The organism is Aeromonas sp. 600479, from assembly GCF_049175515.1.
Lineage (GTDB): Bacteria > Pseudomonadota > Gammaproteobacteria > Enterobacterales > Aeromonadaceae > Aeromonas > Aeromonas veronii_A.
The window spans coordinates 349,243-374,563 of record NZ_JAAKVF010000001.1 but is presented as its reverse complement, the minus strand read 5'-3'; the positions used below and the strand labels follow the sequence as shown (position 1 = coordinate 374,563).

Genomic DNA, 25,321 nt, shown 5'->3' with positions numbered 1-25,321 from the left:
CTTTTTTTGTCGATGCTTGCAAACGTTTTCAATGCCAACGGAAATGATCTTAAAGGACCAAAAATGCGAAACATGATCACCATGGGCGAGTTCATCGTCAAAAAGCAGGCAGATTATCCTACTGCGACCGGCGAGTTGACCTCGTTGCTCAGCTCGATTCGTCTCGCTGCCAAGGTGGTGAACAGGGAGATAAACAAGGCGGGGCTGGCTGACATCATCGGCTCCATGGGCGCTGAAAACGTACAGGGTGAGGTGCAGCAGAAGCTGGATGTCTACGCCAATGAACGTTTCAAGGCAGCACTGGAAGCTCGTGGCGAAGTGTGTGGTATGGCTTCGGAAGAGGAAGAGGACTTCGTGGCCTTTGACTCACCACTCTCCAAAAACTCCAAGTATGTGGTGCTGATCGACCCCCTCGATGGATCTTCCAATATCGACGTCAACGTCTCGGTCGGGACCATCTTCTCCATCTACCGCCGATTGAGCCCGCAGGGATCGCCGGTGACGCTGGAGGACTTCCTCCAACCGGGCAACCGTCAGGTCGCCGCCGGTTATGTGGTTTACGGCTCCTCCACCATGCTGGTCTACACCACCGGCTTTGGCGTCAACGGCTTTACCTACGATCCTTCCATCGGTTGCTTCTGCCTCTCTCACGAGAACATCCGCATCCCGGAAGAGGGCAAGATCTATTCCATCAATGAGGGCAACTACATCAAGTTCCCGGACGGGGTGAAGAAGTACCTGAAATATTGTCAGGAGCGCGATGAGGCGACCCACAGACCCTACACCTCCCGCTATATCGGATCCCTGGTTTCCGATTTCCATCGCAACCTGCTCAAGGGCGGCATCTACATCTATCCGTCCGGCACCAACTCGCCGAATGGCAAGCTGCGCTTGCTCTATGAGTGCAACCCGATGGCGTTTCTGGTGGAACAGGCCGGTGGCAAGGCCTCCGATGGCTTTGGCCGGATCATGGATATCCAGCCCACCGCGCTGCACCAGCGTACCCCTTACTTCGTTGGCTCGACCAAAATGGTGGAGCGCGCCGAGGCCTTTATGCGCGAGTTCTCTGCCCATGAGGATCCGGCCAATCAGAACTGAACGTACGCAGTAGTCAGATAGCAAATCAAAAACGGGAGCCGATTTGGCTCCCGTTTTAGTTGGCGTTATCTGTCTGGGTCGACGCCAGCGTTGCAGAGATTCACAGGCTGTTGTTGGCCAGATCAGCCAGCAAACCATCGACCAGTTTCAGGCGCATCGCACGATCCTGGGTCGGCACCTGGAAACGCAGCCGGGTCGGCCCGTCCATCTTGTAGACCCGGGGCTGGCTGGAGAGCAGCTTGACCAGATAGGCCGGATTAACCTTGGTCTCCTGGGTGAAGTCGAGATAGCCGCCGCGCTCGCTCATCTCCACCCGGCGAATGCCAAGGGCGGTGGCCCGCTGGCGGAAGGCAGCCAGCTCCAGCAGGGTTTTGGTCGCCTCCGGCAAGAGGCCGAAACGGTCGATCAGCTCCACTTTCAGCTCGCGCAGCTCCTGCTCGTCCGCCGCACTGGCGATCCGCTTGTACATGGAGAGGCGCATGTTGACGTCCGGAATATAGTCATCCGGCAGCAGCGCAGGCAGGCGCAGCTCCACCTCGGTGTGCTGGCTCATCAGCTGCTCGAGCGACGGCTCTTTGCCATTTTTCAGCGCCTCGACCGCCTGCTCCAGCATCTCCATGTAGAGGGTGAAGCCGACTGATTCAATCTGGCCGCTCTGATCGTCGCCGAGTAGTTCGCCTGCACCACGGATCTCCAGGTCGTGGGTCGCCAGCGCAAAACCGGCGCCGAGATCTTCAAGCGAGGCGATCGCCTCAAGCCGCTTGGCCGCATCCTTGGTCATCAGCTTGGGATGGGGGGTGAGCAGATAGGCGTAGGCCTGATGGTGGGAGCGGCCAACCCGGCCCCGTAGCTGGTGCAGTTGGGCCAGTCCGAGATGATCCGCCCGATCCATGATGATGGTGTTGGCGCTCGGCACGTCGATGCCGGTTTCGATAATGGTGGTGCAGACCAGCAGGTTAAAGCGCTGGTGGTAGAAGTCGGACATGATCCGCTCAAGCTCGCGCTCGCGCATCTGGCCGTGGGCGATGCCGATGCGGGCCTCGGGCACTAATTCGGCAAGATCGGCGGCGCACTTCTCGATGCTCTCCACGTCATTGTGCAGGTAGTAAACCTGACCGCCGCGCTTGAGTTCCCGCAGCACAGCCTCGCGCACCACCGCCGGTTCGTGCTGGCGCACGAAGGTCTTGATGGCGAGTCGCTTGGCGGGCGGCGTGGCGATGATGGAGAGATCCCGCATGCCGGACATTGCCATATTGAGGGTGCGTGGAATAGGAGTGGCGGTGAGGGTGAGGATATCCACATCGGCCCGCAGCGCCTTGATCTTCTCCTTCTGGCGTACCCCGAATCTGTGCTCCTCATCGACGATGAGCAGCCCCAGATCCTTGAAGGTGAGTTCGGAGCCGAGCAGCTTGTGGGTGCCGATGATGATGTCCACCTTGCCTTCGGCCAATTCCTTCATCACTGCGCTCTGCTCTTTAGCGGAGCGGAAGCGGCTCAGCACCTCGACCCGCACCGGCCAGTTGGCGAAGCGGTCGCGGAAGTTGTCGTAGTGCTGTTGCGCCAGCAGGGTGGTGGGCACCAGCACGGCAACCTGCTTGCCGCCGTGTACAGCCACAAACGCTGCCCGCATCGCCACTTCGGTCTTGCCGAAACCGACGTCGCCGCACACCAGTCTATCCATGCTCTTGGCCTGACACATGTCCCCCAGCACTGCATTGATAGCGTTGAGCTGATCGTCGGTCTCCTCGAACGGGAAGCTGGCGGCAAACTGGCGATAGGCCTCTTTGTCGTGCTTGAAGGCAAAACCGGCGCGAGCGGCGCGATGAGCGTAGACATCCAGCAGCTCGGCTGCCACGTCGCGCACCTTCTCCGCCGCCTTGCGCCGCGCCTTGCTCCAGGCTTCACCGCCGAGCTTGTGGCTGGGCGGGTTATCAGAACCGGTGTAGCGGCTGATAAGGTGCAAACTGGTAACCGGCACGAACAGCTTGTCGCCGCCGGCATATTCGAGGGTCAAAAACTCGGTGGGCAGGCCACCGGCATCGATGGTTTCGAGCCCCAGATAGCGGCCGACCCCGTGATCCAGATGGACCACTGGCTGACCCTGGGTCAGCTCGCCCAGGTTTCTGATCACCGCATCGGAGCTCAGGTTCTTGCTCTTCTCCCGCGCCCGCTTGCTGCGCACCTTGCCGCCCAGCAGTTCGGTCTCGGTGATCAGCGCCAGTGGATCCTGACCGACCTCCTGCCACAGGAAGCCACGCTCAAGCGGTGCAACCAGCAGGCCGTGGCGATCCGGGCTCGCCATAAAGGCGTCGAGAGAGGGGAACTCCTTGGGTTGCAGTGAGATACGCGCCAGCAGATCGCCGAGTACCTCCCGCCGTCCTTCGGATTCCACCGCAAACAGGGTGCGCCCGGCAAAACCTTGGAGGAACTGGTTGAGCGCCAGCAGGGGTTGCTCTTTGCTGTGATCGAGTTGCAGGTCGGGCAGCGCGGAGATGGGCAGATCGTGCTGACCAGCATCACCGGCGGTAGCGGACTCTTGCAGCCGCACCGCACCATATTGGCCCAGAGAGGCAAAGAGCTGCTCCACCGGCAGATAGAGCTGGGCCGGGGGTAGCAGGGGGCGAGTGTTGTCCCAGCGTCTGTCTTCATAGCGCTGGCCGATATCGTTCCAGAAACGCTGGGCGGCGGGGTAGATATCCCCCACAGTGAGCAGCAGGGTCTCTTCCGGCAGGTAGTCAAACAGGCTGGCGGTCTGGTTGAAAAAGAGCGGCAGATAATACTCGATGCCGGCGGGCCAGCGCCCCTTGCTCACCTCCTGATAGACGGAACCCTCGGCCCGCGACAGCTCGAACTGCTCGCGGAACTGGCCGCGAAACAGTTCGATGGCCGCCTCGTCGGTAGGGTATTCCCGGGCGGGCAGCAGGCTGACCGTCTTGACCGGTTCGCTGGAGCGCTGGGTTTCGGGATCGAACGGGCGGATGGAGTCCACTTCATCGTCGAAGAAGTCGATGCGATAGGGGCTGCTACTGCCCATGGGGAAGAGATCGAGCAGGGAGCCGCGGGCGGCAAATTCGCCATGTTCCAGCACCTGATCCACCGCCACGTAACCCGCCTCGGCCAGCCGCCCGCGCAACTGTTGCAGATTGAGGCGTTGGCCGGCCTTCACCATCAGGCTGTATTTGTCGAGATAGACCCGGGGGGCGCAGCGCAACATCAGGGTGGAGATGGGGACAATCAGCACCCCCTTGCTCATCTGCGGTAGCTTGTAGAGAGTCTCGAGCCGCTGGGAGATGATGTCCTGATGGGGAGAGAAGGTGTCGTAGGGCAGGGTCTCCCAATCGGGGAACAGCAATACGGGAACGGATTGAGCGGCTGGCTGCTTGCCTGCCAGCAAGTACTGAAGCTCCTGCTCCAGGCGCAGGGCGCTCGGGGTATCGGCGGTGATAAGCAGTACCGGCCCCTTGGCTTCACTGGTGAGACGGGCTGCAATCAGCGAGAGGCTGCTGCCGACCAGCTGGCCGAGCGTGATCTTTTGGCCCGCTTTGGCGGGCAAGGCGGGGAGTGTCATTGGCATGGTTCGATTCTTTTAACGTTGACGTTATCTATCGCTGACGTTCGCTCTGGTTAGCGCTGACGCTCTTGGGCGCGCAGCTTGAGCTGTTTCGATTGCACGTGGAGGCTGGCACGAACCAGCAGTTCACGGTCATCTTCGCGGATCCGCACATAGTCGAGCTGCACATGGGTGCCATGTTCACCGCCGTCGAGCTGTTTGACCTGGCCATAGCAGTAGATGGCGGCCGCCTCTTCCCGCAGGAAAATCTTGAGGCGGACGATCTGGTGCAGGTGCGGTGCATCCCCGTGATCATGATAGGGGTGGAGGTAGGTGAGCTGGCCAGCCCCGAAGCGCAGGGTGTGAAAGCGCTGCTCCGGATGGTCCTGCAGGGAGAGTACATAGCCCATGATCATGTCGATCTTGCGGGACTGCTGATTAACGATCTCGATCAGATCGTGCATCGACTCGTTCTGGTTGCGCAGCAGGCGGGTGGTCACCAGATCGATGGAGGTAATGGCCGAAGAGATCCGAAAGGGCTCCGGCAGCTCAGCGTCCAGCTCCTCCAGCGAGGGGAGGTGGAAGTCGGCCGGCATGGGGATCACATTGACCGGCGTGGCATGAGTGACGCTGAAGAACTGTTCCTGCATGGAGGCTATCCCTTGTTGTCATGGACGGTTTCCCTTTATTATCCGGTATCTTATTTTGTTGGCAACGTACATATCCTTGAAGACCGGACTTTTTCAGCCCCTTTCGCTGGCCATCGGCCTGCGTTATGCAGGCTCGAAGCGCAGCAATCGCTTCGTCTCATTTATCTCCCTGTTCTCTACCTTTGGCATCGCCATCGGGGTTGCCGCCCTGATGGTGGTCATTTCGGTGATGAACGGTTTCGAAGGGCAGCTCAAAGGGCGCATCCTCGGGGTGATCCCCCATGTGGTGGTGACCAACCAGGCTGGCCGTATTGATGCAGACCCGCAAGGCTTGCCGGATCTGGCCAACTTACCCCATGTGGTTGCCTCGGCTCCCATGCTCGACAGCGAAGGGATGCTGCAAAGCCCCGGCCAGCTGACCGGGGTGAGCGTGCAGGGGATCGACCCTGCTAAGTGGCCCAAGGATGACATCCTTCACAGCCAGATGCTGGGGGGGCGCCTCGATACCCTGCAGGCCGGCCACTACCGCATCGTGCTGGGGCAGGGAGTGGCACGCCGCCTCAATGTCTCCATCGGCGATCAGGTTCGTCTGATCCTGACTGAAGGGACCCGCTTCACCCCGTTTGGTCGGGTACCGGCCCAGCGCCTCTTTACCGTCTCCGGCATCTTCGGGGTCGGCGCCGATGTGGATAACCAGATTGCGTTGATCGCGCTGGGGGATGCCCAGCGGCTGCTGCGTCTGCCGCCAGAAACCGTCGGTGGCATTCGCCTCTGGCTCGATGATCCCTTTGCGGCCGATGAGGTGATCAAGACGCCGTTGCCCGACGGATTGGTCTGGCAGGATTGGCGCCGCGAGCGGGGCGAGCTGTTCCAGGCGGTCGCCATGGAAAAGCGGATGATGGGGCTGATGCTGGTGCTGATCATCGCCGTCGCCACCTTCAACATCCTCTCCGCGCTGGTGATGGTGGTGACGGACAAGGAGGGCGAAGTGGCCATCCTGCGCACTATGGGTATGAGTGAATCGGGGATCGTTAAAATTTTCATGGTGCTCGGCGCCTCCAGCGGGGTGATTGGCGCCCTGTTTGGCGGACTGGCGGGCCTTGCGCTCTCCTTGGGTCTCAACCCCCTGCTCAATGCGGTGGGGCTCAACCTCTATATGGCGGCGGGGGGCAGCGGTCTACCGGTCATTGTCGAGCCTGCTCAGGTCATCACCATCTTGCTGGGCGCCGTGCTGCTGAGCTTCAGTGCCACCCTCTATCCGGCGGCCCGCGCTGCGCGGGTTAAACCGGCCGAGGCGCTGCGTTATGAGTAATGCCGTGAATAATACATCTTCTGTTGTTACCTCCGGTGCGAGTACCGGCGTTGTTACTGGTGCCTCTGTGGTCACTGGCGTAAGTGGAGCCCCTGTTATGAATGAAGCCGTATCCCGTGAACCTCTGCTGCGCTGCCAGGCACTCAATCATGTCTATAAAGAGGGGGAGCTGGAGACTCAGGTGCTCAAGGGGATTGATCTCTGCGTCGCGCCCGGTGAAATGCTGGCGGTGGTGGGGAGCTCGGGCTCCGGCAAGACTACTCTGCTGCATTTGATGGGGGCCCTCGACAACCCCTCCAGCGGCGCCGTGCTGTTCAAGGGTGAGGATATCCACCACTGGGACAGCCGCACCCAGGCCCGTTTTCGCAACCGCGAGCTGGGCTTTGTCTACCAGTTTCACCACCTGCTCTCCGAGTTCAGTGCGCTGGAAAATGCGGCCATGCCGCTGCTGATCGCCGGTGAGTCGGTGGCGGTTGCCACCGAAAAGGCAACCAAGATGCTGGGACGGGTGGGGCTTTCCCACCGTCTCAACCACAGACCGTCCGAGCTCTCCGGTGGCGAGCGCCAGCGGGTGGCGATTGCCCGTGCGCTGGTCAACGAACCAAGTCTGGTGCTGGCGGACGAGCCGACCGGTAACCTGGATCACGCCAGTGCCACCGCGGTGTACGAATTGCTGTGTGAACTGAATCGTGAACTGGGTACCGCCTTTGTGGTGGTGACCCACGACTTGAGCCTGGCGGCCAAGCTCCATCGCCGGGTGACCCTGGTGAGCGGCGTGATGGCGGAGGTTGCCTGATGTTCAAACCGCTGCCCCTCTTTCTGGGCCTGCGTTACAGCCGCTCCCGCCGTCGCAACGGGTTTATCGCCTTTATCTCTGCCTCTTCCCTGATCGGTATCGCCCTCGGGGTGATGGCGCTGATCCTGGGCCTCTCCGCCATGAACGGTTTCGAGCGGGAGCTAAAAGATCGGGTGCTCTCGGTCGTGCCGCAAGGTGAGCTGGACGCCGTCGAGCGGCCGCTGCCGGACTGGCCACGTCTGCGTGACTACCTGCTGGCCCAGCCGGGCGTTGAGGCGGCCGCCCCGGTCATTCGCCTCAATGGCCTGCTGGAGCATGGCTCCGCCCTCAAGGGGGTACAACTGCGCGCCGTGCTGCCAGATCTGGAAGCCAATCTGTCGGATGCAGGCAAATACATGACGGGCCGTGGTCTGCGTGAGCTGCAACCGGGTGAACGTGGGGTGATCCTTGGCAAGACCATCGCCGACAAACTGGGCGTCAAGGTGGGGGATTCTGTTGCCCTGCTGCTGCCGCAAGGGGGCGATCAGGCCGGGATCAAGAATCCCCGCCGCGAAGCCCTGACCGTGGTGGGGCTGCTGGAGATCGGCGGGCAGCTCGACGGCCTGCTCGGCTTTATGCATCTGGCCGATGCGCAAGCGATCACCGGCATGGGCAGCGATGTGGAGGGCTTCAGCCTGCGGGTGAGCGATGTGCTTAATGCACAAAATATTACGATTGCCGCCGCGCAGCAGTTCCCCCATCACGTCTATATCCGTAGCTGGATGAACAGCCAGGGCTACCTCTATCAGGACATCCAGATGGTGCGTACCGTCATGTATGTGGTGATGCTGATGGTTGTGGCCGTCGCCTGCTTCAACATTGTCTCCACCCTGGTGATGGCGGTGAACGAGAAGCGCAGCGAAATCGCCATCCTGAAAACCATGGGGGCGAGCCCTGGCCAGATCCGGCTTACCTTCGTCATTCAGGGGATGGTCAACGGCGTGGCCGGTGCCCTGCTCGGCGCCCTGCTGGGCGGGCTGCTCTCCAGCAAGCTGACCCAGATCTTGGGGGTTATCGAGAAGCTCATCGGTCACCGCTTCCTCAATCCGGATATCTACTTTATCGACTTCTTGCCGACCGAGTTGCATATGCAGGATCTGCTTATCGTGACGGGCGCCGCCATTCTGATGAGTCTGGTGGCGACCCTCTATCCCGCCTGGCGGGCGAGCGGTCTGGTACCCTCCCGCGAGCTGGGTCACTGATGCGCCACATCTGATCAGACGATAAAGAACGAAGGGCCCGCCGGTGCAAACCGGCGGGCCCTTCTGTTTTCAGCTCGAGTGACTTGTCTTAGTGTGCGTTCAGCTCATCGAGCGGCAGGGAGAAGCTGGCCACGAAGGTGTCGATAAAGTAGCGCATCTCATCGCTCATCCGCGCTTCCAGCATGGCTTCGAGGCGTTTGCGAGCCGGTTCAAACTCCCTATTGCCAGCATTAATCTCTTCGAGGCACTTGGTATAGGCGCAGAGGGTATCGGCATCCTTGACCAGCCTGGCCAGCTCGCCATCTTGGGCTGCCGAATCGAGCAGCGGGCGAAAATCCTCTACCAGTTCCGGCGGCAGCATGCCAAGCAGCCGCTGTTCGGCGGCCAGTTCTATCTTCTTGTACTCGCGGGCGATCTCGGGATTGAAGTATTTGACCGGGGTGGGCAGATCGCCGGTCAGCACCTCACTGCTGTCGTGATAGAGGGCCATCACGGCGGCGCGGTCGGCATTCACGCTGCCGCCAAACAGCCGGTTTTTGATGATGCCGAGGGCATGGGCCACCATAGCCACCTGCAGGCTGTGCTCGGAAATGTTTTCCGGCTGGATGTTGCGCATCAGGGGCCAGCGATAGATGAGTTTCATGCGGGCGAGATTGGCGAAAAAGTGACTGGGTAACATGATTGCCTCAACAAAAGAGAATAGAAAAGGGCAGACCCTAGTCTGCCCTTTTTTTCGTTGTTGGGCAGCGTCTGCCCGCGCATTTCCCGCAGTTAGCGGATATAGCGGCCCGATTCAGCCTCCTGATTGGTCACAATCATCTGGCCAATGGGCGCTAGGCTGATCAGCGCCAGCTTGAGGTGCTGGATACCGAACGGAATACCGATAATGGTCACGAAGCAGGCCAGTGCGGAAGCGATGTGGCCTATGGCCAGCCAGACACCGATCAGCACGAACCAGAGGATGTTGCCAATCAGCCCCAGAGTGCCGGTGCCGATATCGCTCTGGCCGGTCATGGTTTTGCGGTTGACAGCCTGCTTGCCAAACGGGAAGAAGGTAAAGGTGCCGATCACGAAGCAGGCTCGTCCCCAGGGAATGCCGATCAGCGAGATAAAGCAGATAAGACCGGCCAGCCACCAGGCCAGGCCCATAAAGACACCTCCCAGTACAAACCAGAGCAGATTGAACAAGAAGCGGAAAAAGGCCATGTGAGTGACTCCAGATCATCAATTTGGTTGCCACCATAACGAGGGAGGGGTAGGGACGCAATGGTTGATTGGCCCAATCGCCATTTGGCTGGTCAAATTGAGTCGTCGTCCGCAACGGTGACCTGTTTATCGGCGAAAAATGGGTAATAAAGCGGCGTTCGGATGAAAAAAGGTGAGCAAACGCAAAATTATCCTCACTGGATGGTTGAACTAGAGGTCCTCTCTCCCCATATAAAGGGCAGTTTTGCACGAATTGTGCTTGCACGCCGCTCAATGTGGGGGATGTGTGGCTCGACTCGACCAAAGTGCGCCGCTATAATGCCGCGTCATATTTTCTCATCACAAAGACATATCGTTGTCTTTATAAACAGGAAGACTCCGGGCTTTGCCCAGGGGCAATAAAGGGTCAGCACACAGTGCTGAGTTGAACGAGGTAGAAGAATGCAAGTTTCTGTAGAGACAACCCAGGGTCTGGAACGCCGTCTTACCATCACTGTACCGGCTGCTACCGTAGACGCCGCTGTGCGTAAAGAATTGAATGGCCTGGCCAAAACTCGTCGCATCGACGGTTTCCGTCCTGGCAAGGCTCCGGTTGCCATCATCAAGAAGATGTTCGGCGCCATGGCTCACGCCCGCGTTGCTGATGAAATGATGCAGAGCAACTTCATCAAAGCCATCATCGAAAACAAACTGAGCCCGGCCGGTGCCCCGACCATGGATCCGAAAGAGATCAAAGAGGGTCAGGATTTCGAATTCACCGCCACTTTTGAAGTGTATCCGGAGTTCGAAGTTGCAGGTCTTGAGACCATCAAGGTCGAGAAGCCGGTTGCGACCGTGAAGGATGAAGATCTGGCCAACATGATCGACACCCTGCGCAAGCAGCACGCTACTTGGGCTGATGCCGATGTTGCTGCTGCCAATGGCATGCGTGTGACCATGGACTTCGTCGGTTCCATCGACGGTGAAGAGTTCGACGGCGGCAAAGCTGAAGGCTTCAACCTGGTCCTGGGCGCTGGCCGTATGATCCCGGGCTTCGAAGACGCCATCCTGGGCAAGAAAGCGGGCGACGAGTTCACCATCGAAGTGACCTTCCCGGCTGACTACCACGCTGAAAACCTGAAAGGCAAAGAGGCCAAGTTCGCTTCCAAGCTGATCAAGGTTGAAGAGCAGATCCTGCCTGAGCTGACCGAAGAGTTCGTGAAGCGTTTCGGTATCGAAAGCGGTTCTGTTGAAGAGCTGAAAGCCGAAGTGCGCAAGAACATGGAACGCGAACTGGCTCAAGCCCTGAAAAACAGCGTGAAAGAGCAGGTTCTGAACGGTCTGGTTGAAGCCAACCAAATCGACCTGCCGAAAGCAGCTGTTGCTCAAGAGATCGACGCACTGCGTCAGCAGGCTCTGCAGCGCTTCGGTGGTTTCCAGGGCGGCAACGCTCCCGAGCTGCCGGCTGAACTGTTCCAGGCTCAAGCCGAGCGTCGTGTACGCGTAGGCCTGCTGCTGGGTGACGTGATCCGCACCAACGAGATCAAGGCTGACGATGCCCGTGTAAACAGCATCATCGAGTCCATGGCGACTGCCTACGAAGATCCGAAGGAAGTGATCGAGTACTACCAGAAGAACGAACAGATGCTGAACGGCGTTCGTAACCTGGCAGTAGAAGATCAAGCCATCGACCTGATCCTGTCCAAAGCGCAAGTGACCGAAAAAGAAGTTGCATTTGACGAAGTGATCAACAAGTCTGGCGCCGCTGCCTAAGAACATTTGACTTAAGGTCAAGACTGTTAAGTATAATGGCTCGTGTGATCTCCACTCGGGCCATTTTATTTTAGGGACAATGCCTTATGTACAAGAACTATAACGATATGACCGATTCTCCCAGCAATGCGCTGGTCCCCATCGTGGTCGAACAGACTGCCAAGGGTGAACGTTCCTACGATATTTACTCCCGTCTGCTGAAAGAGCGGGTGATCTTCCTGACCGGTCAGGTTGAAGATCACATGGCCAATCTGGTGGTTGCCCAACTGCTGTTCCTCGAGTCCGAGAATCCGGACAAGGACATCTATATCTACATCAACTCGCCGGGTGGTTCGGTGACTGCGGGCATGTCCATCTATGACACCATGCAGTTCATCAAGCCGGATGTCAGCACCGTCTGCATGGGGCAGGCCTGCTCCATGGGGGCCTTCCTGCTGGCTGGTGGCGCCAAGGGCAAGCGTTTCTGCCTGCCTAACGCCCGCGTGATGATCCACCAGCCACTGGGTGGCTTCCAGGGTCAGGCATCTGATATCCAGATCCACGCCCAGGAGATCCTGAAGATTAAAAATACCCTGAACGAGCGCCTGGCGTTCCACACCGGTCAGGACATGGCTACCATCGAGCGTGACACCGATCGTGACAACTTCATGTCCGCCGAGCAGGCCGTGGCCTATGGTCTGGTAGATGGTGTCCTGAGCCAGCGTAGCTGAGCAGGGTGTCCCGGTCTGTTGTAAACTCAACAGGCCGATCCATCCTCTATTGATAAAACGAGGTTGCTGAATGACAGAGAAACGCAAGGGTGAGGGTGATAAGCTGCTCTACTGCTCTTTTTGCGGCAAAAGCCAGCATGAAGTGCGCAAGCTGATCGCTGGCCCTTCCGTCTACATATGCGATGAGTGTGTCGAGCTGTGCAACGACATCATCCGCGAAGAGATCCGCGAGATCTCGCCCAAGCGCGATGGTAACGAGCTGCCGACCCCTCATCAGATCCGCGCTCATCTCGATGACTATGTGATCGGGCAGGAGTATGCCAAGAAGGTGTTGGCCGTTGCCGTCTACAACCACTACAAGCGTCTGCGCAACAGCGGCGAAAACAGTGGTGTGGAGCTTGGCAAATCCAACATCCTGCTGATTGGCCCGACCGGCAGCGGCAAGACCCTGCTGGCCGAGACTCTGGCTCGCCTGCTGGATGTGCCGTTCACCATGGCCGATGCGACCACCCTGACCGAAGCAGGTTACGTGGGCGAGGACGTGGAGAACATCATCCAGAAGCTGCTGCAAAAGTGCGACTACGACGTAGAAAAGGCCCAGCGTGGCATCGTCTACATCGACGAGATCGACAAGATCTCCCGCAAGTCGGACAATCCCTCCATCACCCGCGATGTCTCCGGGGAAGGGGTACAGCAGGCACTGCTCAAGCTGATCGAAGGGACCATTGCTTCCGTGCCGCCGCAAGGTGGTCGCAAGCACCCGCAGCAGGAGTTTTTGCAGGTTGATACCTCCAAGATCCTGTTCATCTGTGGTGGTGCCTTTGCCGGTCTGGACAAGGTGATCGAGCAGCGTTCCGTGAAGGGGACCGGTATCGGTTTTGGCGCCGAGGTAAAATCCAAGGATGCCAAGGCCACCCTGAGCGAGACCTTCGCCAAGGTAGAGCCGGAAGATCTGATCAAGTATGGTCTGATCCCCGAGTTTATCGGCCGTCTGCCGGTGGTCGCGACCCTGACCGAACTGGACGAGGCTGCCCTTATCCAGATCCTGAAAGAGCCAAAAAACGCGCTGACCAAACAGTACGCTGCGTTGTTCGATCTGGAAGGGGTTGAGCTCGAGTTCCGTGACGACGCACTCAACGCCATAGCCCGCAAGGCGATGGAGCGTAAAACCGGTGCTCGTGGTCTGCGTTCCATCGTGGAAGCCGTGCTGCTGGATACCATGTATGACCTGCCTTCTCTGGAAGGGGTCAGCAAGGTGGTGATCGACGAGACCGTGATCAAAGGGGACTCTGCGCCCTTGATGATCTACGAAAATCCCGAGACCCAGGCTGCTGCATCAGAGTAAATGTCTGATTTTTAATCAAATGGAAGGGGCTTTTTGCCCCTTTCATGCTTTTTGCGGTTTCGGCGATTGAATCTCATCTCTGCGCCCCCATATACTCAGCCAAGCGCTTTGCCAACGGTATAACAAGCCGAGAGGACATATATGAACCTAGAGCGTTCAGAACGCATCGAGATTCCCGTCCTGCCTCTTCGTGACGTGGTGGTTTACCCCCACATGGTCATTCCACTCTTTGTGGGGCGGGAAAAATCCATTCGCTGTCTGGAAGCGGCCATGGAGCAGGACAAGAAAGTTCTGCTGGTGGCCCAGAAGGATGCGTCAACCGACGAGCCGACGGTGGAGGAGATCTTCTCCGTCGGGACAGTGGCCAATATTCTGCAGATGCTCAAACTGCCGGATGGCACCGTCAAGGTGCTGGTAGAGGGGGGGCAGCGTGCTCGCCTGGAGCGGATGATCGACGACAAGGATTTCTTTGTCTGCGAGGCCCAGTACATCCCCTCCCAAGCCATTGAGGAGAAGGATCAGGAAGTGCTGGTTCGCTCCGCCATCGGCCAGTTTGAAGGCTATATCAAGCTCAACAAGAAGATCCCGCCCGAGGTACTGACCTCGATCTCGGCGATCGACGATGCTGCGCGTCTGGCTGACACCATGGCGGCCCACATGCCGCTCAAGCTGGAAGACAAGCAGAAGGTGCTGGAGATTGTCTCTGTCTCCGAGCGTATCGAATTCCTGATGGCGATGATGGAGTCGGAAATTGACCTGCTGCAGGTCGAGAAGCGCATCCGTACTCGCGTCAAGAAGCAGATGGAAAAGAGCCAGCGCGAGTATTACCTCAACGAGCAGATGAAGGCCATCCAGAAAGAGCTGGGTGAGCTGGAAGATAGCCCGGATGAGTTTGAAGCCCTCAATCGCAAGATTGAAGAGGCTGGCATGCCGGAAGATGCCCGTGAAAAGGCGCAGGCCGAGCTTGCCAAGTTGAAAATGATGTCACCCATGTCCGCCGAGGCTACCGTGGTGCGCAGCTATGTGGACTGGATGGTTCAGGTGCCGTGGAAAGCGCGCTCCAAGGTCAAGAAAGACCTTGGCAAGGCGCAAGAGGTGCTGGATGCCGATCACTATGGCCTGGAGAAGGTCAAGGATCGCATCCTTGAATATCTGGCGGTACAGGCACGGGTGAACAAGCTCAAGGGCCCCATCCTCTGTCTGGTTGGGCCTCCCGGTGTGGGCAAGACCTCCCTTGGCCAATCTATCGCCAAGGCGACGGGCCGCAAATATGTGCGGATGGCCCTCGGTGGGGTGCGTGACGAAGCGGAGATCCGCGGTCACCGCCGTACCTATATCGGTTCCATGCCTGGCAAACTCATCCAGAAGATGGCGAAAGTCGGTGTGAAGAACCCGCTGTTCCTGCTCGACGAGATCGACAAGATGAGCTCGGACATGCGCGGCGATCCCGCATCCGCCTTGCTGGAAGTGCTGGATCCGGAACAGAACAACAGCTTCAACGATCACTACCTGGAAGTGGATTATGACCTGTCGGACGTGATGTTCGTGGCCACCTCCAACTCCATGAACATCCCGGGCCCGTTGCTGGACCGGATGGAAGTGATCCGTCTCTCCGGTTACACCGAAGATGAGAAGCTCAACATTGCCAAGCAGCATCTGGTTGCCAAGCAGATCCAGCGCAACGGCCTGAAAGAGTCCGAGATCACCATCGAAGATTCTGCCCTGGTCGGGGTGATCCGCTACTACACCCGCGAGGCGGGGGTGCGGAGTCTGGAGCGCGAGATCTCCAAGATTTGTCGCAAGGCGGTCAAACGCATCCTGCTGGACAAGAGCATCAAGCATGTTCAGGTCAATCAGGAGAACCTCAAGGAGTTCCTCGGGGTGCAGCGTTTCGATTACGGCAAGGCCACCGACCAGAATCAGGTGGGTCAGGTGTGTGGTCTGGCGTGGACCGAAGTGGGGGGCGATCTGCTCACCATCGAGACCACCAACATGCCGGGCAAGGGCAAGCTCACTTATACCGGTTCCCTCGGTGAAGTGATGCAGGAGTCCATTCAAGCGGCGATGACGGTGGTGCGCACCCGTGCCGAGAAGCTGCGCATCAACGCCGACTTCTACGAGAAGCGTGATATCCACGTGCACGTGCCGGAAGGGGCCACCCCGAAAGATGGTCCGAGCGCCGGTATCGCCATGTGTACCGCACTGGTCTCCAGCTTGACCGGTAATCCGGTTCGTGCTGATGTGGCGATGACAGGAGAGATCACCTTGCGCGGCGAAGTACTACCCATTGGTGGTCTGAAGGAGAAGTTGCTGGCAGCCCACCGTGGCGGCATCAAGCGAGTGCTTATTCCGAAAGAGAACGAGCGTGACCTTGAGGAGATCCCGGCAAACGTCAAACAAGACCTTGAAATTTATCCTGTTCGCTGGATTGACGAGGTGCTGGAATTGGCGTTGCAGGACAATCCGCAGGGGTTTGAGCGCGTTTCTGTCGTGTAAATGTTGATGCGCCGCAAATTTGGCGCATTCGGCGGGTGGTTAAGGCTTGCATGCGCCCGATAACGGAAGTAGCCTTGACCACCGATCGGGTACTCGTGATGAGTCGCAATGCGTTGTGTGGCGCGGGTTTGCGCCAGGTTGTCACTTGCAACTGATCAGGAGGCTTGCTATAAAACCTCCACTTGTTGTGGCCAAGGAAATCAGCGCCGCAGCGGTGTTCGATAAAAGGGGAATATAAGAGTGAATAAATCTCAACTGATTGACAAGATTGCAGACGGTGCCGATATCTCCAAAGCTGCCGCTGGCCGTGCATTGGATGCCTTCATTGATGCTGTTGGTGAAGCGCTGAAAGAGGGTGACCAGGTTGCTCTGGTCGGTTTTGGTACTTTCGCTGTACGCGAGCGTGCTGCCCGTTCAGGCCGTAACCCGCAGACTGGCGCGACCATCGAAATCGCTGCTGGTAAAGTTCCTGCCTTCAAAGCCGGTAAGGCCCTGAAAGACGCTGTTAACTAAGTCGGTCGCTGATATCCGTCGGCTACCGTCCTTGGTCGCAGACCAGACAAGTTAGAGAGTCTTCTCTCATACTGATTGACCAAGGCGCATCGCAATCGGTGCGCCTTTTTATTGTTTACGCCCATCGAGTTCGGGAGCATAAGTACAAACATGATGTTGGATAAACTACGCGAAGGGGCGCAGGGCAAGGTAGCCAAGGTTATCTTGGGCCTGATCATCCTCTCCTTTGCCTTGGCTGGTGTAGGTAGTTACCTGAACGGCCCGGCCCGTACCGCCCCCGCCACCGTCAATGGCACCGAGATCAGTGCTGCGGCACTGGAAAATGCCTACCGTAACGAGCGCGCCCGCATGGAATCCCAGATGGGAGAGGCATTCAGCCAGCTGGCCGCGAACCCCGATTACATGAAACAGTTCCGCCGTGGCGTGCTGGATCGGCTGATCGATCAGGCGCTGCTGGACAGCAAGGCCCGTGAACTGGGTCTGCGCATCAGCGATGAACAGATCAAGCAGGCCATCGTAGCGATGCCGGAGTTTGCTGAGAACGGCAAGTTCAACAATGACCGCTATCTTCAGTTGATCCGTCGTGCTGGTATGACTCCCGAAATGTTCCGTGACTCCCTGCGTCAGGATATGGTGCGTCAACAGCTGATGAGCGCCCTGCTGGGCACCGAATTCTCTCTCAAGGGTGAAGCGGAGCAGCTCGACAAGCTCTACAACCAGACTCGCGATCTGCGCCTGGTTCGTCTGGCTGCCGCCAACTACATGGCTGACGTTCAGGTCTCCGACAACGAGCTGGAGCAGTACTACAAGACCAATGGTGCCCGTTTCATGAACGACGAGCAGGTCAAGGTCGACTATCTGCTGCTGGACGCCGCCAACCTCACCAAAGATATCAAGGTCACCGAGCAGGATGCCCAGGATTACTACGATCAGCACCAGGATCTGTTCCAGCGTGCCGAGCGTCGCCACGTGGCTCATATTCTGATCCCGTTTGGCAAGGATGAGAAAGCGGCTGAGCAGAAGGCCGAGGCCGTATTGGCCAAAGCCAAAGCTGGAGATGATTTTGCTGCATTGGCCAAGGCTGACTCCTCCGATACCTTCTCTGCCAAAAAAGGCGGCGAGCTGGACTGGTTCGAGAAAGGGGTGATGGATCCGGCTTTCGAGAAGGCGGCCTTTGCCCTGAACAAGGCTGGTGATCTCTCCACCGTAGTGAAGAGCCCGTTCGGTTTCCACATCATCAAGCTGCTGGGGGTTGAAGCAGCCCAGACCAAGCCGTTTGCCGATGTGAAAGAAGAGACCATCACTCGTCTGCAAGCTGACAAGGCCAAGGAGAAGTTCTTCGCCGAGCAGCAGAAGATGGCTGACAACAGCTTCGAAAACCCGGACTCGCTGGATCTGACCGCTGATGCCATGGGGATGAAGGTTCAATCTTCCGATTTCTTCACCCAGGCGACTGCTCCGGCTCCGCTGAACGATCCCAAGGTGCTCTCCGTGGCGTTTTCCGAACAGCTGCGCGATGACAACACCAACTCCGACGTGATCGAGCTGGCTGACGGCAAGGCGCTGGTGCTGCACATCACTGGTCACAAGCCCAAAGCGGTCAAGCCGCTGGCCGAGGTGAAAGAGCAGGTGATTGCCGCCATCAAGCATGACAAGGCTAGCGAAGTAGCCCGTGGCAAGGCCCAGGGCCTGCTGGACAAGCTGAAAGTCGGTGAGAGCATCACCGCCGATCTGACTGCACTCGGTCTGAAAGTGGAGACCCACAAAGGGGTTGCCCGCTTCGATCGCGAGCTGGATCAGAACCTGATTGCCCAGGCGTTCACACTGCCTCATCCGGTCGACGGCAAGCCGAGCGTGGCTCTGGTTGCCGAGACCAATGGTGACCGCGTTGTAGTTGCGCTGGACAAGGTCAACGTCCCTGCCGCCGCATCCGGTATGGCTGCCATGCTGCAAGCTCAGCTGGGTCAGGGCAAAGCTCAGGTGGATTACAAGTCGCTGATCGACGAGTTGCGCAAAACAGCCAAGATCGAGTACTTCACCAGTGTGGAAGCGACCGTCGAGTAATCGGCACTGCGCAATCCATTGAAAACGGCTCCTTGATGGAGCCGTTTTTTTATCTGTGGGCGAGGGGAATAATCAAGCCCTGCTCCCAGTGATCGCTGCGCAGCCGTAAGCCATATCAGTCGCCATAAACATGAGATATAAAAAAACCGGCACAATAAGTGCCGGTTTTTCATAGCGAGCTTGCAGGGCGGGGGTTACACCACACCCTGAGTGCGCAGGTAATCCTCGTAGGTGCCGCCGAAGTCGCGGATACCATCTTCGGTCAGTTCCAGGATACGGGTCGCCAGAGAGGAGACGAACTCGCGGTCGTGGGAGACGAAGATCAGGGTCCCCTGGTAGAGCTCCAGTGCCATGTTCAAGGATTCGATGGATTCCATGTCCAGGTGGTTGGTCGGCTCATCCATGATCAGGATATTGGGGCGCTGCATCATCAGCTTGCCGAACAGCATGCGACCCTGTTCACCACCGGAGAGCACCTTGACCGGCTTCTTGATGTCGTCCTGAGAGAAGAGCAGACGGCCCAGTATGGAGCGTACAGCCTGCTCGTCTTCGTTCTCCTGTTTCCACTGGGCCATCCAGTCGAACACGTTGAGATCAGTGTCGAAGTCTTCGGCGTGATCCTGAGCGTAGTAACCGATCTGGGCGTTCTCGGACCACTTGATGGTGCCGGTATCCGGTGCCAGTGCGCCGACCAGGGTCTTGATCAGAGTGGATTTACCGATACCGTTGGTACCCAGAATGGCGACCTTCTCGCCCACTTCCATCATCATGTTGAGGCCCTTGAACAGGGGACCGTCGCCATAACCCTTGGATACACCTTCCACTTCCAGGATGTTGCGATAGAGCTTTTTGTCCTGCTCGAAGCGGATGAAGGGGTTCTGGCGGCTGGAGACCTTGACGTCCTCAATCTTGATCTTGTCGATCTGCTTGAGACGGGAGGTCGCCTGACGGGACTTGGAGGCGTTGGCGCTGAAACGGGAGACGAAGGATTGCAGATCGGCGATCTGGGCCTTCTTCTTGGCGTTGTCGGCCAGCAGACGCTCGCGCGCCTGGGTGGCGGCAAGCATGTAGTCGTCGTAGTTGCCCGGGTAGACGCGCAGCTCGCCGTAGTCCAGATCCGCCATGTGGGTACAGACGGAGTTCAGGAAGTGACGGTCGTGAGAGATGATGATCATGGTGCTTTCACGTTCGTTGAGCACCTGCTCCAGCCAGCGAATGGTGTTGATATCCAGGTTGTTGGTCGGTTCGTCCAGCAGCAGGATGTCAGGGTTGGAGAAGAGGGCCTGTGCCAGCAGCACCCGCAGTTTCCAGCCTGGGGCCACTTCGCTCATTGGGCCGTTGTGCTGCTCAAGGGGAATGCCGACACCCAGCAGCAGCTCGCCTGCGCGCGCTTCGGCGGTGTAGCCGTCATACTCGGCAACCAGACCTTCCAGCTCGGCGGCCTTCATATAGTCTTCGTCGGTGGCTTCGAGGTTGGCGTAGATGGCATCGCGCTCGGCGATAGCCGCCCACAGCTCGGTGTGACCCATCATGACCACGTCCAGTACGCGCATATCTTCGTAGGCGAACTGATCCTGACGCAGCTTACCGATGCGCTCGTTGACATCCAGGCTCACATTACCGCCAGTGGGCTCCAGATCACCACCGAGGATCTTCATAAAGGTGGACTTGCCACAGCCGTTGGCGCCGATAAGGCCATAGCGGTTGCCGCCGCCAAACTTGACGTTGATGTTCTCAAACAGCGGCTTGGCGCCGAACTGCATGGTGATGTTGTTGCTACTTAACAAGGTATGTGTCCCGATTGGTCTGTCAAATGGCGCGCATTATGGCACAGATCCCCCGAAAGTTTTAGCGAGAAGTGTGATCTTGATCGGGGCAAGCGGGGCATGCAGCCGATTGATGGGCAATAAAAAAAGCCGGCGCGAAGCCGGCTTGGAAGGATGAATTTGAACTGTTAGTGGGAGGTAGCGCCAGAGGCCCCCAGCCCGGTTTGGGAGCGAACGAACTGCGGCAGGAACTTGGCATGCTCGTCGGCGGCGTTCTGGGAGCTGTCGGTGATGGAGAAGAACCAGATCCCGATGAAGGCCAACCCCATGGAGAAGAGGGCAGGGTACTCGTAGGGGAAGATGGCCTGGGCATGGCCCAGCACTTTCACCCACACGGTCGGACCCAGGATCATCAGGGTCACTGCGCTCGCCAGTCCCAGCCAGCCACCGTAGACGGCGCCACGGGTGGTCAGGCGTGACCAGAACATGGAGAGGAACAGCACCGGGAAGTTGCAGCTGGCGGCGATGGAGAAGGCCAGACCGACCATGAAGGCGATGTTCTGCTTCTCGAACAGGATCCCCAGACCAATGGCAACCACACCGAGCACCAGAGTCGTCATCTTGGAGACGCGCAGTTCATCGGTCTCGTTGGCCTTGCCCTTCTTCAACACGCTGGCATAGAGGTCATGGGAGACCGCAGAGGCACCGGCCAGGGTCAATCCGGCAACTACCGCCAAAATAGTGGCAAATGCCACGGCAGAGATGAAGCCGAGGAACAGACTTCCACCCACTGCATCAGCCAAGTGGACGGCTGCCATGTTGGTGCCGCCCAACAGGGCGCCGGTGGCATCCTTGAAGGCCGGATTGGTGCTTACCAGCAGGATGGCGCCAAAACCGATGATGAAGGTGAGAATGTAGAAGTAACCGATAAAGCCAGTGGCGTAGAACACCGATTTACGCGCCTCTTTGGCATCGCTCACGGTGAAGAAGCGCATCAGGATATGGGGCAGGCCGGCGGTACCGAACATCAATGCCAGACCGAGCGAGATGGCGGAGATGGGGTCGGAGACCAGCCCGCCCGGGCTCATGATGGCGGAGCCTTTCTCGTGCACTTTGACCGCTTCACTAAACAGGGCGCCGATGTCGAAGTTGACCGATTTCATGACCATGATGGCCATGAAGCTAGCACCGGAGAGCAGCATCACTGCCTTGATGATCTGCACCCAGGTGGTGGCCAGCATGCCGCCAAACAGCACGTAGAGCACCATCAGGATACCAACCAGCACCACGGCCACATGGTATTGCAGGCCAAACAGCAGCTCGATCAGTTTGCCGGCACCGACCATCTGGGCGATCAGGTAGAGGGCGACTACCACCAGCGAACCGCAGGCGGAGAGGGTGCGCACTTCAGTCTGTTTGAGACGATATGAGGCGACATCGGCGAAGGTGTATTTGCCGAGATTGCGCAGCCGTTCGGCGATCAGGAACAGAATGATGGGCCAGCCCACCAGAAAGCCGATGGAGTAGATGAGGCCGTCATAGCCGGAGGTGTAGACCAGCGCGGAGATCCCGAGGAAGGAGGCGGCGGACATATAGTCACCGGCGATGGCCAGACCGTTCTGGAAGCCGGTGATACGGCCACCGGCCGCATAGTAGTCGGAAGCCGAGCGGTTGCGCTTGGAGGCCCAGTAGGTGATGAACAGGGTAGCGGCCACAAACACCAGAAACATCACGATGGCGGCGACATTAAGGGGCTGACGCTCCACGGCGCCAGAGATTGCATCGGCCGCCAGCAGGGGAGAGGAGGCCAGTGAGGTCAACAGCAGCAACTTGCCTTTCATGATTGCACCCCTTTGAGGATCTTCTGGTTCAGTTCATCAAACTCGCCGTTGGCGCGAAAGACATAGACGCCGGTCAACACGAAGGAGGAGAGGATCAATCCTACCCCGACAGGAATGCCGCGAGTAATGGTCGACCCTTCGCTCAAGGGGGTGCCCAGCCAACCGGGGGCAAAGGCGATGAGCAGAATAAACGCCAGGTAGAGTCCCAGCATCAGAGCCGAGAGGGCCCAGGCAAAACGCTGGCGCTTGGCGACCAGCTCCTGGAAGTTGGGATCTTGCTGGATCCTCAGATAGCTTTGCTGTTCCATTGCAGTTCTCCATGACATGAGTGTCAGCGGTGGATGGGGTAACCTCGACGAGCAGGCAATCTGCTCATGTAAGCAAAATGTGAATTAAATGTTATTTCTCGACAATTAGACTTTGGGATAAGTGAGCGGCGAGCCGCAGGTCAGGCGCAGGTAGATAAGCGCGGCCGTGGTGGCATCGGCAAGGGCATCGTGGGCGGGCAGGGATGGGAGTTCAAGGTGGCTGCAGATGGCACTCAAATGGAGGTCAATAGCCGCATCGGGATAGCGGCGATAGAGGTGGTCGTGATAGAGCTGGCTCACCTCGATCCCTCGCTGGGGCAGGGTCAATCCCCACAATTTCTGGCAGGCGAGATTGAGAATACGCAGATCGTAGGCTACGTGATAGCCCACCAGTTCACGGGGGCCGATAAAGTGAAGCAGCAGGCGCAGCGCGGCTTCCAGCTCCATCCCCTGTTGCAGATCCTGATGGCGCAGACCGTGGATCACCACAGATTGGCTGGTCAGGCTGGCCGGTGGCTGTACTTTGATGGCGAGGGCCTCGCCGGTCAGCAGCCGGTTGCCCTGAATGCGCACCGCCCCGATGGAGACGATCTCGGCCTGCTCGGGATCGAGACTGGTGGTCTCGAAATCGAGGGCGACCTGTTCATCTTTCGGTGGGGTGGCAAAGAGCGGCGCGAACTCGCCCGTTCGGAACGTGCGGCCATACCAGTAGCGTCGAGCGCGGCTCAACATGACTATTGTCTCAGACGAAAGTGCAAGGTGAGCCACTGCTGGAATTTCTTCACCTGATGCAGCGCCTGACGCAACAGATCCCGCTCGCTGTGGCTCAGCTCGCTTGTCTGCACCCGACTATTGCCCCCCTTGAGCTGGCTGCGCAGCCTCAGCCGGATAAAGAGCCGAAACGCCTCTGCCAGATTGCTGCCATAGTCGGCACTGAGCCGATCGGCGGCCACCAGTGCGTCGATACGCCCCAGGGTTGAAGTCTCCAGAATGCCTGCCTCAAGGGCCAACATGCGGATACCGTGCACCAGCGGGAACAGGCCGCCCCGCTTGAGATCAAGCCCTTCGGGACGCTGCTCAAGCCGGCCAAAGAGGGTGAGCGGGGCGTGAAAGGCCACCGCCGGTCGCACCATCTCTGCCAGCAGATCCCGCCTGTCCGCCAACTGCTCGCGCAGCGCTCTGGCAACCGGCAGATGGAGCTGTCGATCCCCCGCGATGGGGTGAGCATCGGCCAGGGTGGCGAGCCAGAGCAGCTCATCCTCTTTTGCCGTGGTGCAGGCACTGGCAATGGCGCTTTGCCACTCGCTACCTGTTTTCACCCAGGCCGGATTGTTCACCATCACCAGCCCGGGGCACAGCGGGTAGCCGAGGCGCTCCAGCAGGGCGCTAAATTCGGCCAGATCGGCTGCCTGGGTGGGCCATGCCAGCCCTTCTGGCAGGATCAGGGCGTTGTCCTGATCGGTTTTGAGGATCTGCTCGCCGCGCCCCTCCGAACCCAGCATCAGCAGGCAGACCTTATCCTGCACCTCGGGGGGGATCACCAGCGCAAAGGTTTTGGCGATCAGCTGCTCGTTGATGGTGGCGATGAGCTTCATCAAAAAGGCGGTGTGGATCCCCTGGGCAAACAGCGAGCGGGTCAATTGTTGCTGTTCGCGGGCCACCGCCTCCAGCGCCGGCAGGCTGTCGGCACGGGCGATGCGCAACGTCAGCACGTGGGAGTGGGTCGAGAAGAGCCCCAGCACCTGGGTCAGTTGCAAGATGCCCGCCACTTCGTTGCCGCGCCACACCACCAGTCGCTTGATGCGATGGCGGGTCATCAGCAGCAGGGCATCAAACAGATAGCTCTCCAGCGGCAGACCGATGAGCGGCGTGGGGGTCAGCACCGAGAGGGGGGCCGTCAGCGGCAATCCCTTGAGGGTCAGGGCATGGAGCAAGGTCTTGCGGGTTGCCAGCGTGAGGGAGCCATCGTGGGCCGGGTAGAGCAGGCAATCGGTCCCCTTGCTCACCATGGCTTCGGTCGCCGCCAGCAGTGACAACTTGCTGTCGACGATAAGCGGTGCCTGCAGGTGGCCCGGTTCGATGCGTGTCAGGATAAACTCCGCCAGATTCTTCTGCCCCAGTTGTTCGCGTTGTTCCTGCTGGCGTTGGCGCTCGGCCAGATTGGCGGTGAAGTAGCTGGCAAACTGCGGATCCTGCTCACAGAGCGTCAGAAATGTGTGGCGAGGAATGAGTTGGCAGAGGCTATCTTCCAGCGCGGTGAAGCGGTGGCGGCAGCGGCCGTCAAACTGGGCGCGCACATCGAACAGGTCATCGACCCCGTAATCACCAAACTGGTGGTGAGGGGCCGACTCTTCCACCGCCCCCTTGATAATGAGATAGAGGCCGGGAGGCTCGTCCCCCTCCTTGAGCAGCAGATCCCCGGCCCGAAAATAGCAGAGCGAGAGGTGGCGGGAGAGCCGCTCGCGCGCCTCCTCATCCAGTCGGTCGAACGGTGGTCTGGCAAAATTGAACAGGGTTGACATGACAGCGTCCTCTGCTGGCTTGCGGCACTCATGCAGCTCCCAGTGTGACAAAGGGAGGGGGAGGCGACCAGCCGACTTTAGTCTCAGCTGTACCGCCTGTTCACACTCTGATAACGTGGTGGTATGACCAGTGAGTCAGTTTCAGGGATCA

At 58.7% G+C, this 25,321-nt stretch carries 19 protein-coding genes; 10 read left to right on the top strand and 9 right to left on the bottom strand.

The features are described from left to right. The first annotated feature begins 63 nt into the window (after positions 1-63). The gene (fbp, locus tag G5149_RS01640) at positions 64-1,098 is read left to right on the top strand and encodes a class 1 fructose-bisphosphatase (protein WP_216963118.1); all 1,035 of its coding nucleotides are present in this window, start codon (positions 64-66) and stop codon (positions 1,096-1,098) included. 100 nt (positions 1,099-1,198) lie between these two features. Here fbp and mfd read toward each other — a convergent pair whose 3' ends face one another. Next, complete coding sequence (gene mfd / locus G5149_RS01635; RefSeq protein ID WP_216980300.1) at positions 1,199-4,666, bottom strand: transcription-repair coupling factor; 3,468 nt, start codon at positions 4,664-4,666, stop codon at positions 1,199-1,201. 56 nt (positions 4,667-4,722) lie between these two features. Continuing rightward, positions 4,723-5,298 (bottom strand): hypothetical protein, encoded by a 576-nt coding sequence (locus tag G5149_RS01630; RefSeq protein ID WP_005351323.1) that lies wholly within the window; start codon positions 5,296-5,298, stop codon positions 4,723-4,725. Positions 5,299-5,374: 76 nt separating this feature from the next. Between G5149_RS01630 and G5149_RS01625 the strand changes: the two genes are divergently transcribed. From G5149_RS01625 to lolE, 3 genes are all read left to right on the top strand, one after another. Continuing rightward, positions 5,375-6,610, top strand: coding sequence for a lipoprotein-releasing ABC transporter permease subunit (locus G5149_RS01625; protein ID WP_421211285.1), 1,236 nt, complete (start codon positions 5,375-5,377; stop codon positions 6,608-6,610). A gap of 97 nt (positions 6,611-6,707) precedes the next feature. Further along, a complete protein-coding gene (lolD, locus tag G5149_RS01620) occupies positions 6,708-7,406 on the top strand; it encodes a lipoprotein-releasing ABC transporter ATP-binding protein LolD (protein ID WP_005336988.1) in 699 nt (232 codons plus the stop codon). After that, positions 7,406-8,647, top strand: coding sequence for a lipoprotein-releasing ABC transporter permease subunit LolE (gene lolE, locus G5149_RS01615; RefSeq protein WP_421211283.1), 1,242 nt, complete (start codon positions 7,406-7,408; stop codon positions 8,645-8,647). Before lolD ends, lolE begins: the two co-directional genes overlap by 1 nt. An 88-nt stretch (positions 8,648-8,735) precedes the next feature. On the opposite strand, the gene yfbR is transcribed toward lolE, so the two are convergent. Both yfbR and G5149_RS01605 read right to left on the bottom strand, forming a co-directional pair. Then, the gene (gene yfbR, locus G5149_RS01610; RefSeq protein WP_216978630.1) at positions 8,736-9,326 is read right to left on the bottom strand and encodes a 5'-deoxynucleotidase; all 591 of its coding nucleotides are present in this window, start codon (positions 9,324-9,326) and stop codon (positions 8,736-8,738) included. A 92-nt stretch (positions 9,327-9,418) separates the two neighbouring features. Beyond that, the gene (locus G5149_RS01605; RefSeq protein WP_201933346.1) at positions 9,419-9,853 is read right to left on the bottom strand and encodes a YccF domain-containing protein; all 435 of its coding nucleotides are present in this window, start codon (positions 9,851-9,853) and stop codon (positions 9,419-9,421) included. 441 nt (positions 9,854-10,294) lie between these two features. Between G5149_RS01605 and tig the strand changes: the two genes are divergently transcribed. From tig to ppiD, 6 genes are all read left to right on the top strand, one after another. Beyond that, complete coding sequence (gene tig / locus G5149_RS01600; RefSeq protein ID WP_005345092.1) at positions 10,295-11,605, top strand: trigger factor; 1,311 nt, start codon at positions 10,295-10,297, stop codon at positions 11,603-11,605. A gap of 86 nt (positions 11,606-11,691) precedes the next feature. After that, a complete protein-coding gene (gene clpP, locus G5149_RS01595; protein WP_005336979.1) occupies positions 11,692-12,315 on the top strand; it encodes an ATP-dependent Clp endopeptidase proteolytic subunit ClpP in 624 nt (207 codons plus the stop codon). 70 nt (positions 12,316-12,385) lie between these two features. Beyond that, positions 12,386-13,660, top strand: a complete 1,275-nt coding sequence (gene clpX / locus G5149_RS01590; protein ID WP_201938413.1) for an ATP-dependent protease ATP-binding subunit ClpX — start codon at positions 12,386-12,388, stop codon at positions 13,658-13,660. A gap of 141 nt (positions 13,661-13,801) precedes the next feature. Beyond that, positions 13,802-16,156, top strand: coding sequence for an endopeptidase La (gene lon / locus G5149_RS01585; protein WP_216978631.1), 2,355 nt, complete (start codon positions 13,802-13,804; stop codon positions 16,154-16,156). A gap of 240 nt (positions 16,157-16,396) precedes the next feature. After that, positions 16,397-16,669, top strand: a complete 273-nt coding sequence (gene hupB, locus G5149_RS01580; RefSeq protein ID WP_005315375.1) for a nucleoid-associated protein HU-beta — start codon at positions 16,397-16,399, stop codon at positions 16,667-16,669. Between the two features lie 150 nt (positions 16,670-16,819). Continuing rightward, a complete protein-coding gene (ppiD, locus tag G5149_RS01575) occupies positions 16,820-18,733 on the top strand; it encodes a peptidylprolyl isomerase (RefSeq protein ID WP_421211279.1) in 1,914 nt (637 codons plus the stop codon). 194 nt (positions 18,734-18,927) lie between these two features. On the opposite strand, the gene G5149_RS01570 is transcribed toward ppiD, so the two are convergent. The 5 genes from G5149_RS01570 to G5149_RS01550 all read right to left on the bottom strand — a co-directional run bounded on the left by G5149_RS01570 (position 18,928) and on the right by G5149_RS01550 (position 25,170). Next, positions 18,928-20,520 carry an ABC-F family ATPase gene (locus G5149_RS01570; protein WP_040068106.1) on the bottom strand — a complete coding sequence of 531 codons (1,593 nt, stop codon included), beginning with the start codon at positions 20,518-20,520 and terminating at the stop codon, positions 18,928-18,930. Positions 20,521-20,687: 167 nt separating this feature from the next. Then, positions 20,688-22,340 carry a cation acetate symporter gene (locus tag G5149_RS01565; RefSeq protein ID WP_040068108.1) on the bottom strand — a complete coding sequence of 551 codons (1,653 nt, stop codon included), beginning with the start codon at positions 22,338-22,340 and terminating at the stop codon, positions 20,688-20,690. Beyond that, positions 22,337-22,648 (bottom strand): DUF485 domain-containing protein, encoded by a 312-nt coding sequence (locus G5149_RS01560; RefSeq protein ID WP_040068110.1) that lies wholly within the window; start codon positions 22,646-22,648, stop codon positions 22,337-22,339. The genes G5149_RS01565 and G5149_RS01560 overlap by 4 nt, the downstream gene beginning before the upstream one ends. A 105-nt stretch (positions 22,649-22,753) precedes the next feature. Then, positions 22,754-23,380, bottom strand: a complete 627-nt coding sequence (locus G5149_RS01555; protein ID WP_216978633.1) for a 3'-5' exonuclease — start codon at positions 23,378-23,380, stop codon at positions 22,754-22,756. A 2-nt stretch (positions 23,381-23,382) separates the two neighbouring features. Continuing rightward, the gene (locus G5149_RS01550) at positions 23,383-25,170 is read right to left on the bottom strand and encodes a putative nucleotidyltransferase substrate binding domain-containing protein (protein ID WP_421211277.1); all 1,788 of its coding nucleotides are present in this window, start codon (positions 25,168-25,170) and stop codon (positions 23,383-23,385) included. Positions 25,171-25,321 lie beyond the last annotated feature (151 nt).

Excerpts from the sequence above, each read along its gene's own strand:
- G5149_RS01560 (WP_040068110.1), bottom strand. The coding sequence starts at position 22,648 with ATGGAACAGCAAAGCTATCTGAGGATCCAGCAAGATCCCAACTTCCAG.
- G5149_RS01555 (WP_216978633.1), bottom strand. The coding sequence starts at position 23,380 with ATGTTGAGCCGCGCTCGACGCTACTGGTATGGCCGCACGTTCCGAACG.
- clpP (WP_005336979.1), top strand. The coding sequence starts at position 11,692 with ATGTACAAGAACTATAACGATATGACCGATTCTCCCAGCAATGCGCTG.
- lon (WP_216978631.1), top strand. The coding sequence starts at position 13,802 with ATGAACCTAGAGCGTTCAGAACGCATCGAGATTCCCGTCCTGCCTCTT.
- G5149_RS01605 (WP_201933346.1), bottom strand. The coding sequence starts at position 9,853 with ATGGCCTTTTTCCGCTTCTTGTTCAATCTGCTCTGGTTTGTACTGGGA.
- ppiD (WP_421211279.1), top strand. The coding sequence starts at position 16,820 with ATGATGTTGGATAAACTACGCGAAGGGGCGCAGGGCAAGGTAGCCAAG.
- G5149_RS01565 (WP_040068108.1), bottom strand. The coding sequence starts at position 22,340 with ATGAAAGGCAAGTTGCTGCTGTTGACCTCACTGGCCTCCTCTCCCCTG.
- tig (WP_005345092.1), top strand. The coding sequence starts at position 10,295 with ATGCAAGTTTCTGTAGAGACAACCCAGGGTCTGGAACGCCGTCTTACC.
- lolE (WP_421211283.1), top strand. The coding sequence starts at position 7,406 with ATGTTCAAACCGCTGCCCCTCTTTCTGGGCCTGCGTTACAGCCGCTCC.
- G5149_RS01630 (WP_005351323.1), bottom strand. The coding sequence starts at position 5,298 with ATGCAGGAACAGTTCTTCAGCGTCACTCATGCCACGCCGGTCAATGTG.
- mfd (WP_216980300.1), bottom strand. The coding sequence starts at position 4,666 with ATGACACTCCCCGCCTTGCCCGCCAAAGCGGGCCAAAAGATCACGCTC.
- fbp (WP_216963118.1), top strand. The coding sequence starts at position 64 with ATGCGAAACATGATCACCATGGGCGAGTTCATCGTCAAAAAGCAGGCA.
- G5149_RS01550 (WP_421211277.1), bottom strand. The coding sequence starts at position 25,170 with ATGTCAACCCTGTTCAATTTTGCCAGACCACCGTTCGACCGACTGGAT.
- clpX (WP_201938413.1), top strand. The coding sequence starts at position 12,386 with ATGACAGAGAAACGCAAGGGTGAGGGTGATAAGCTGCTCTACTGCTCT.
- yfbR (WP_216978630.1), bottom strand. The coding sequence starts at position 9,326 with ATGTTACCCAGTCACTTTTTCGCCAATCTCGCCCGCATGAAACTCATC.
- lolD (WP_005336988.1), top strand. The coding sequence starts at position 6,708 with ATGAATGAAGCCGTATCCCGTGAACCTCTGCTGCGCTGCCAGGCACTC.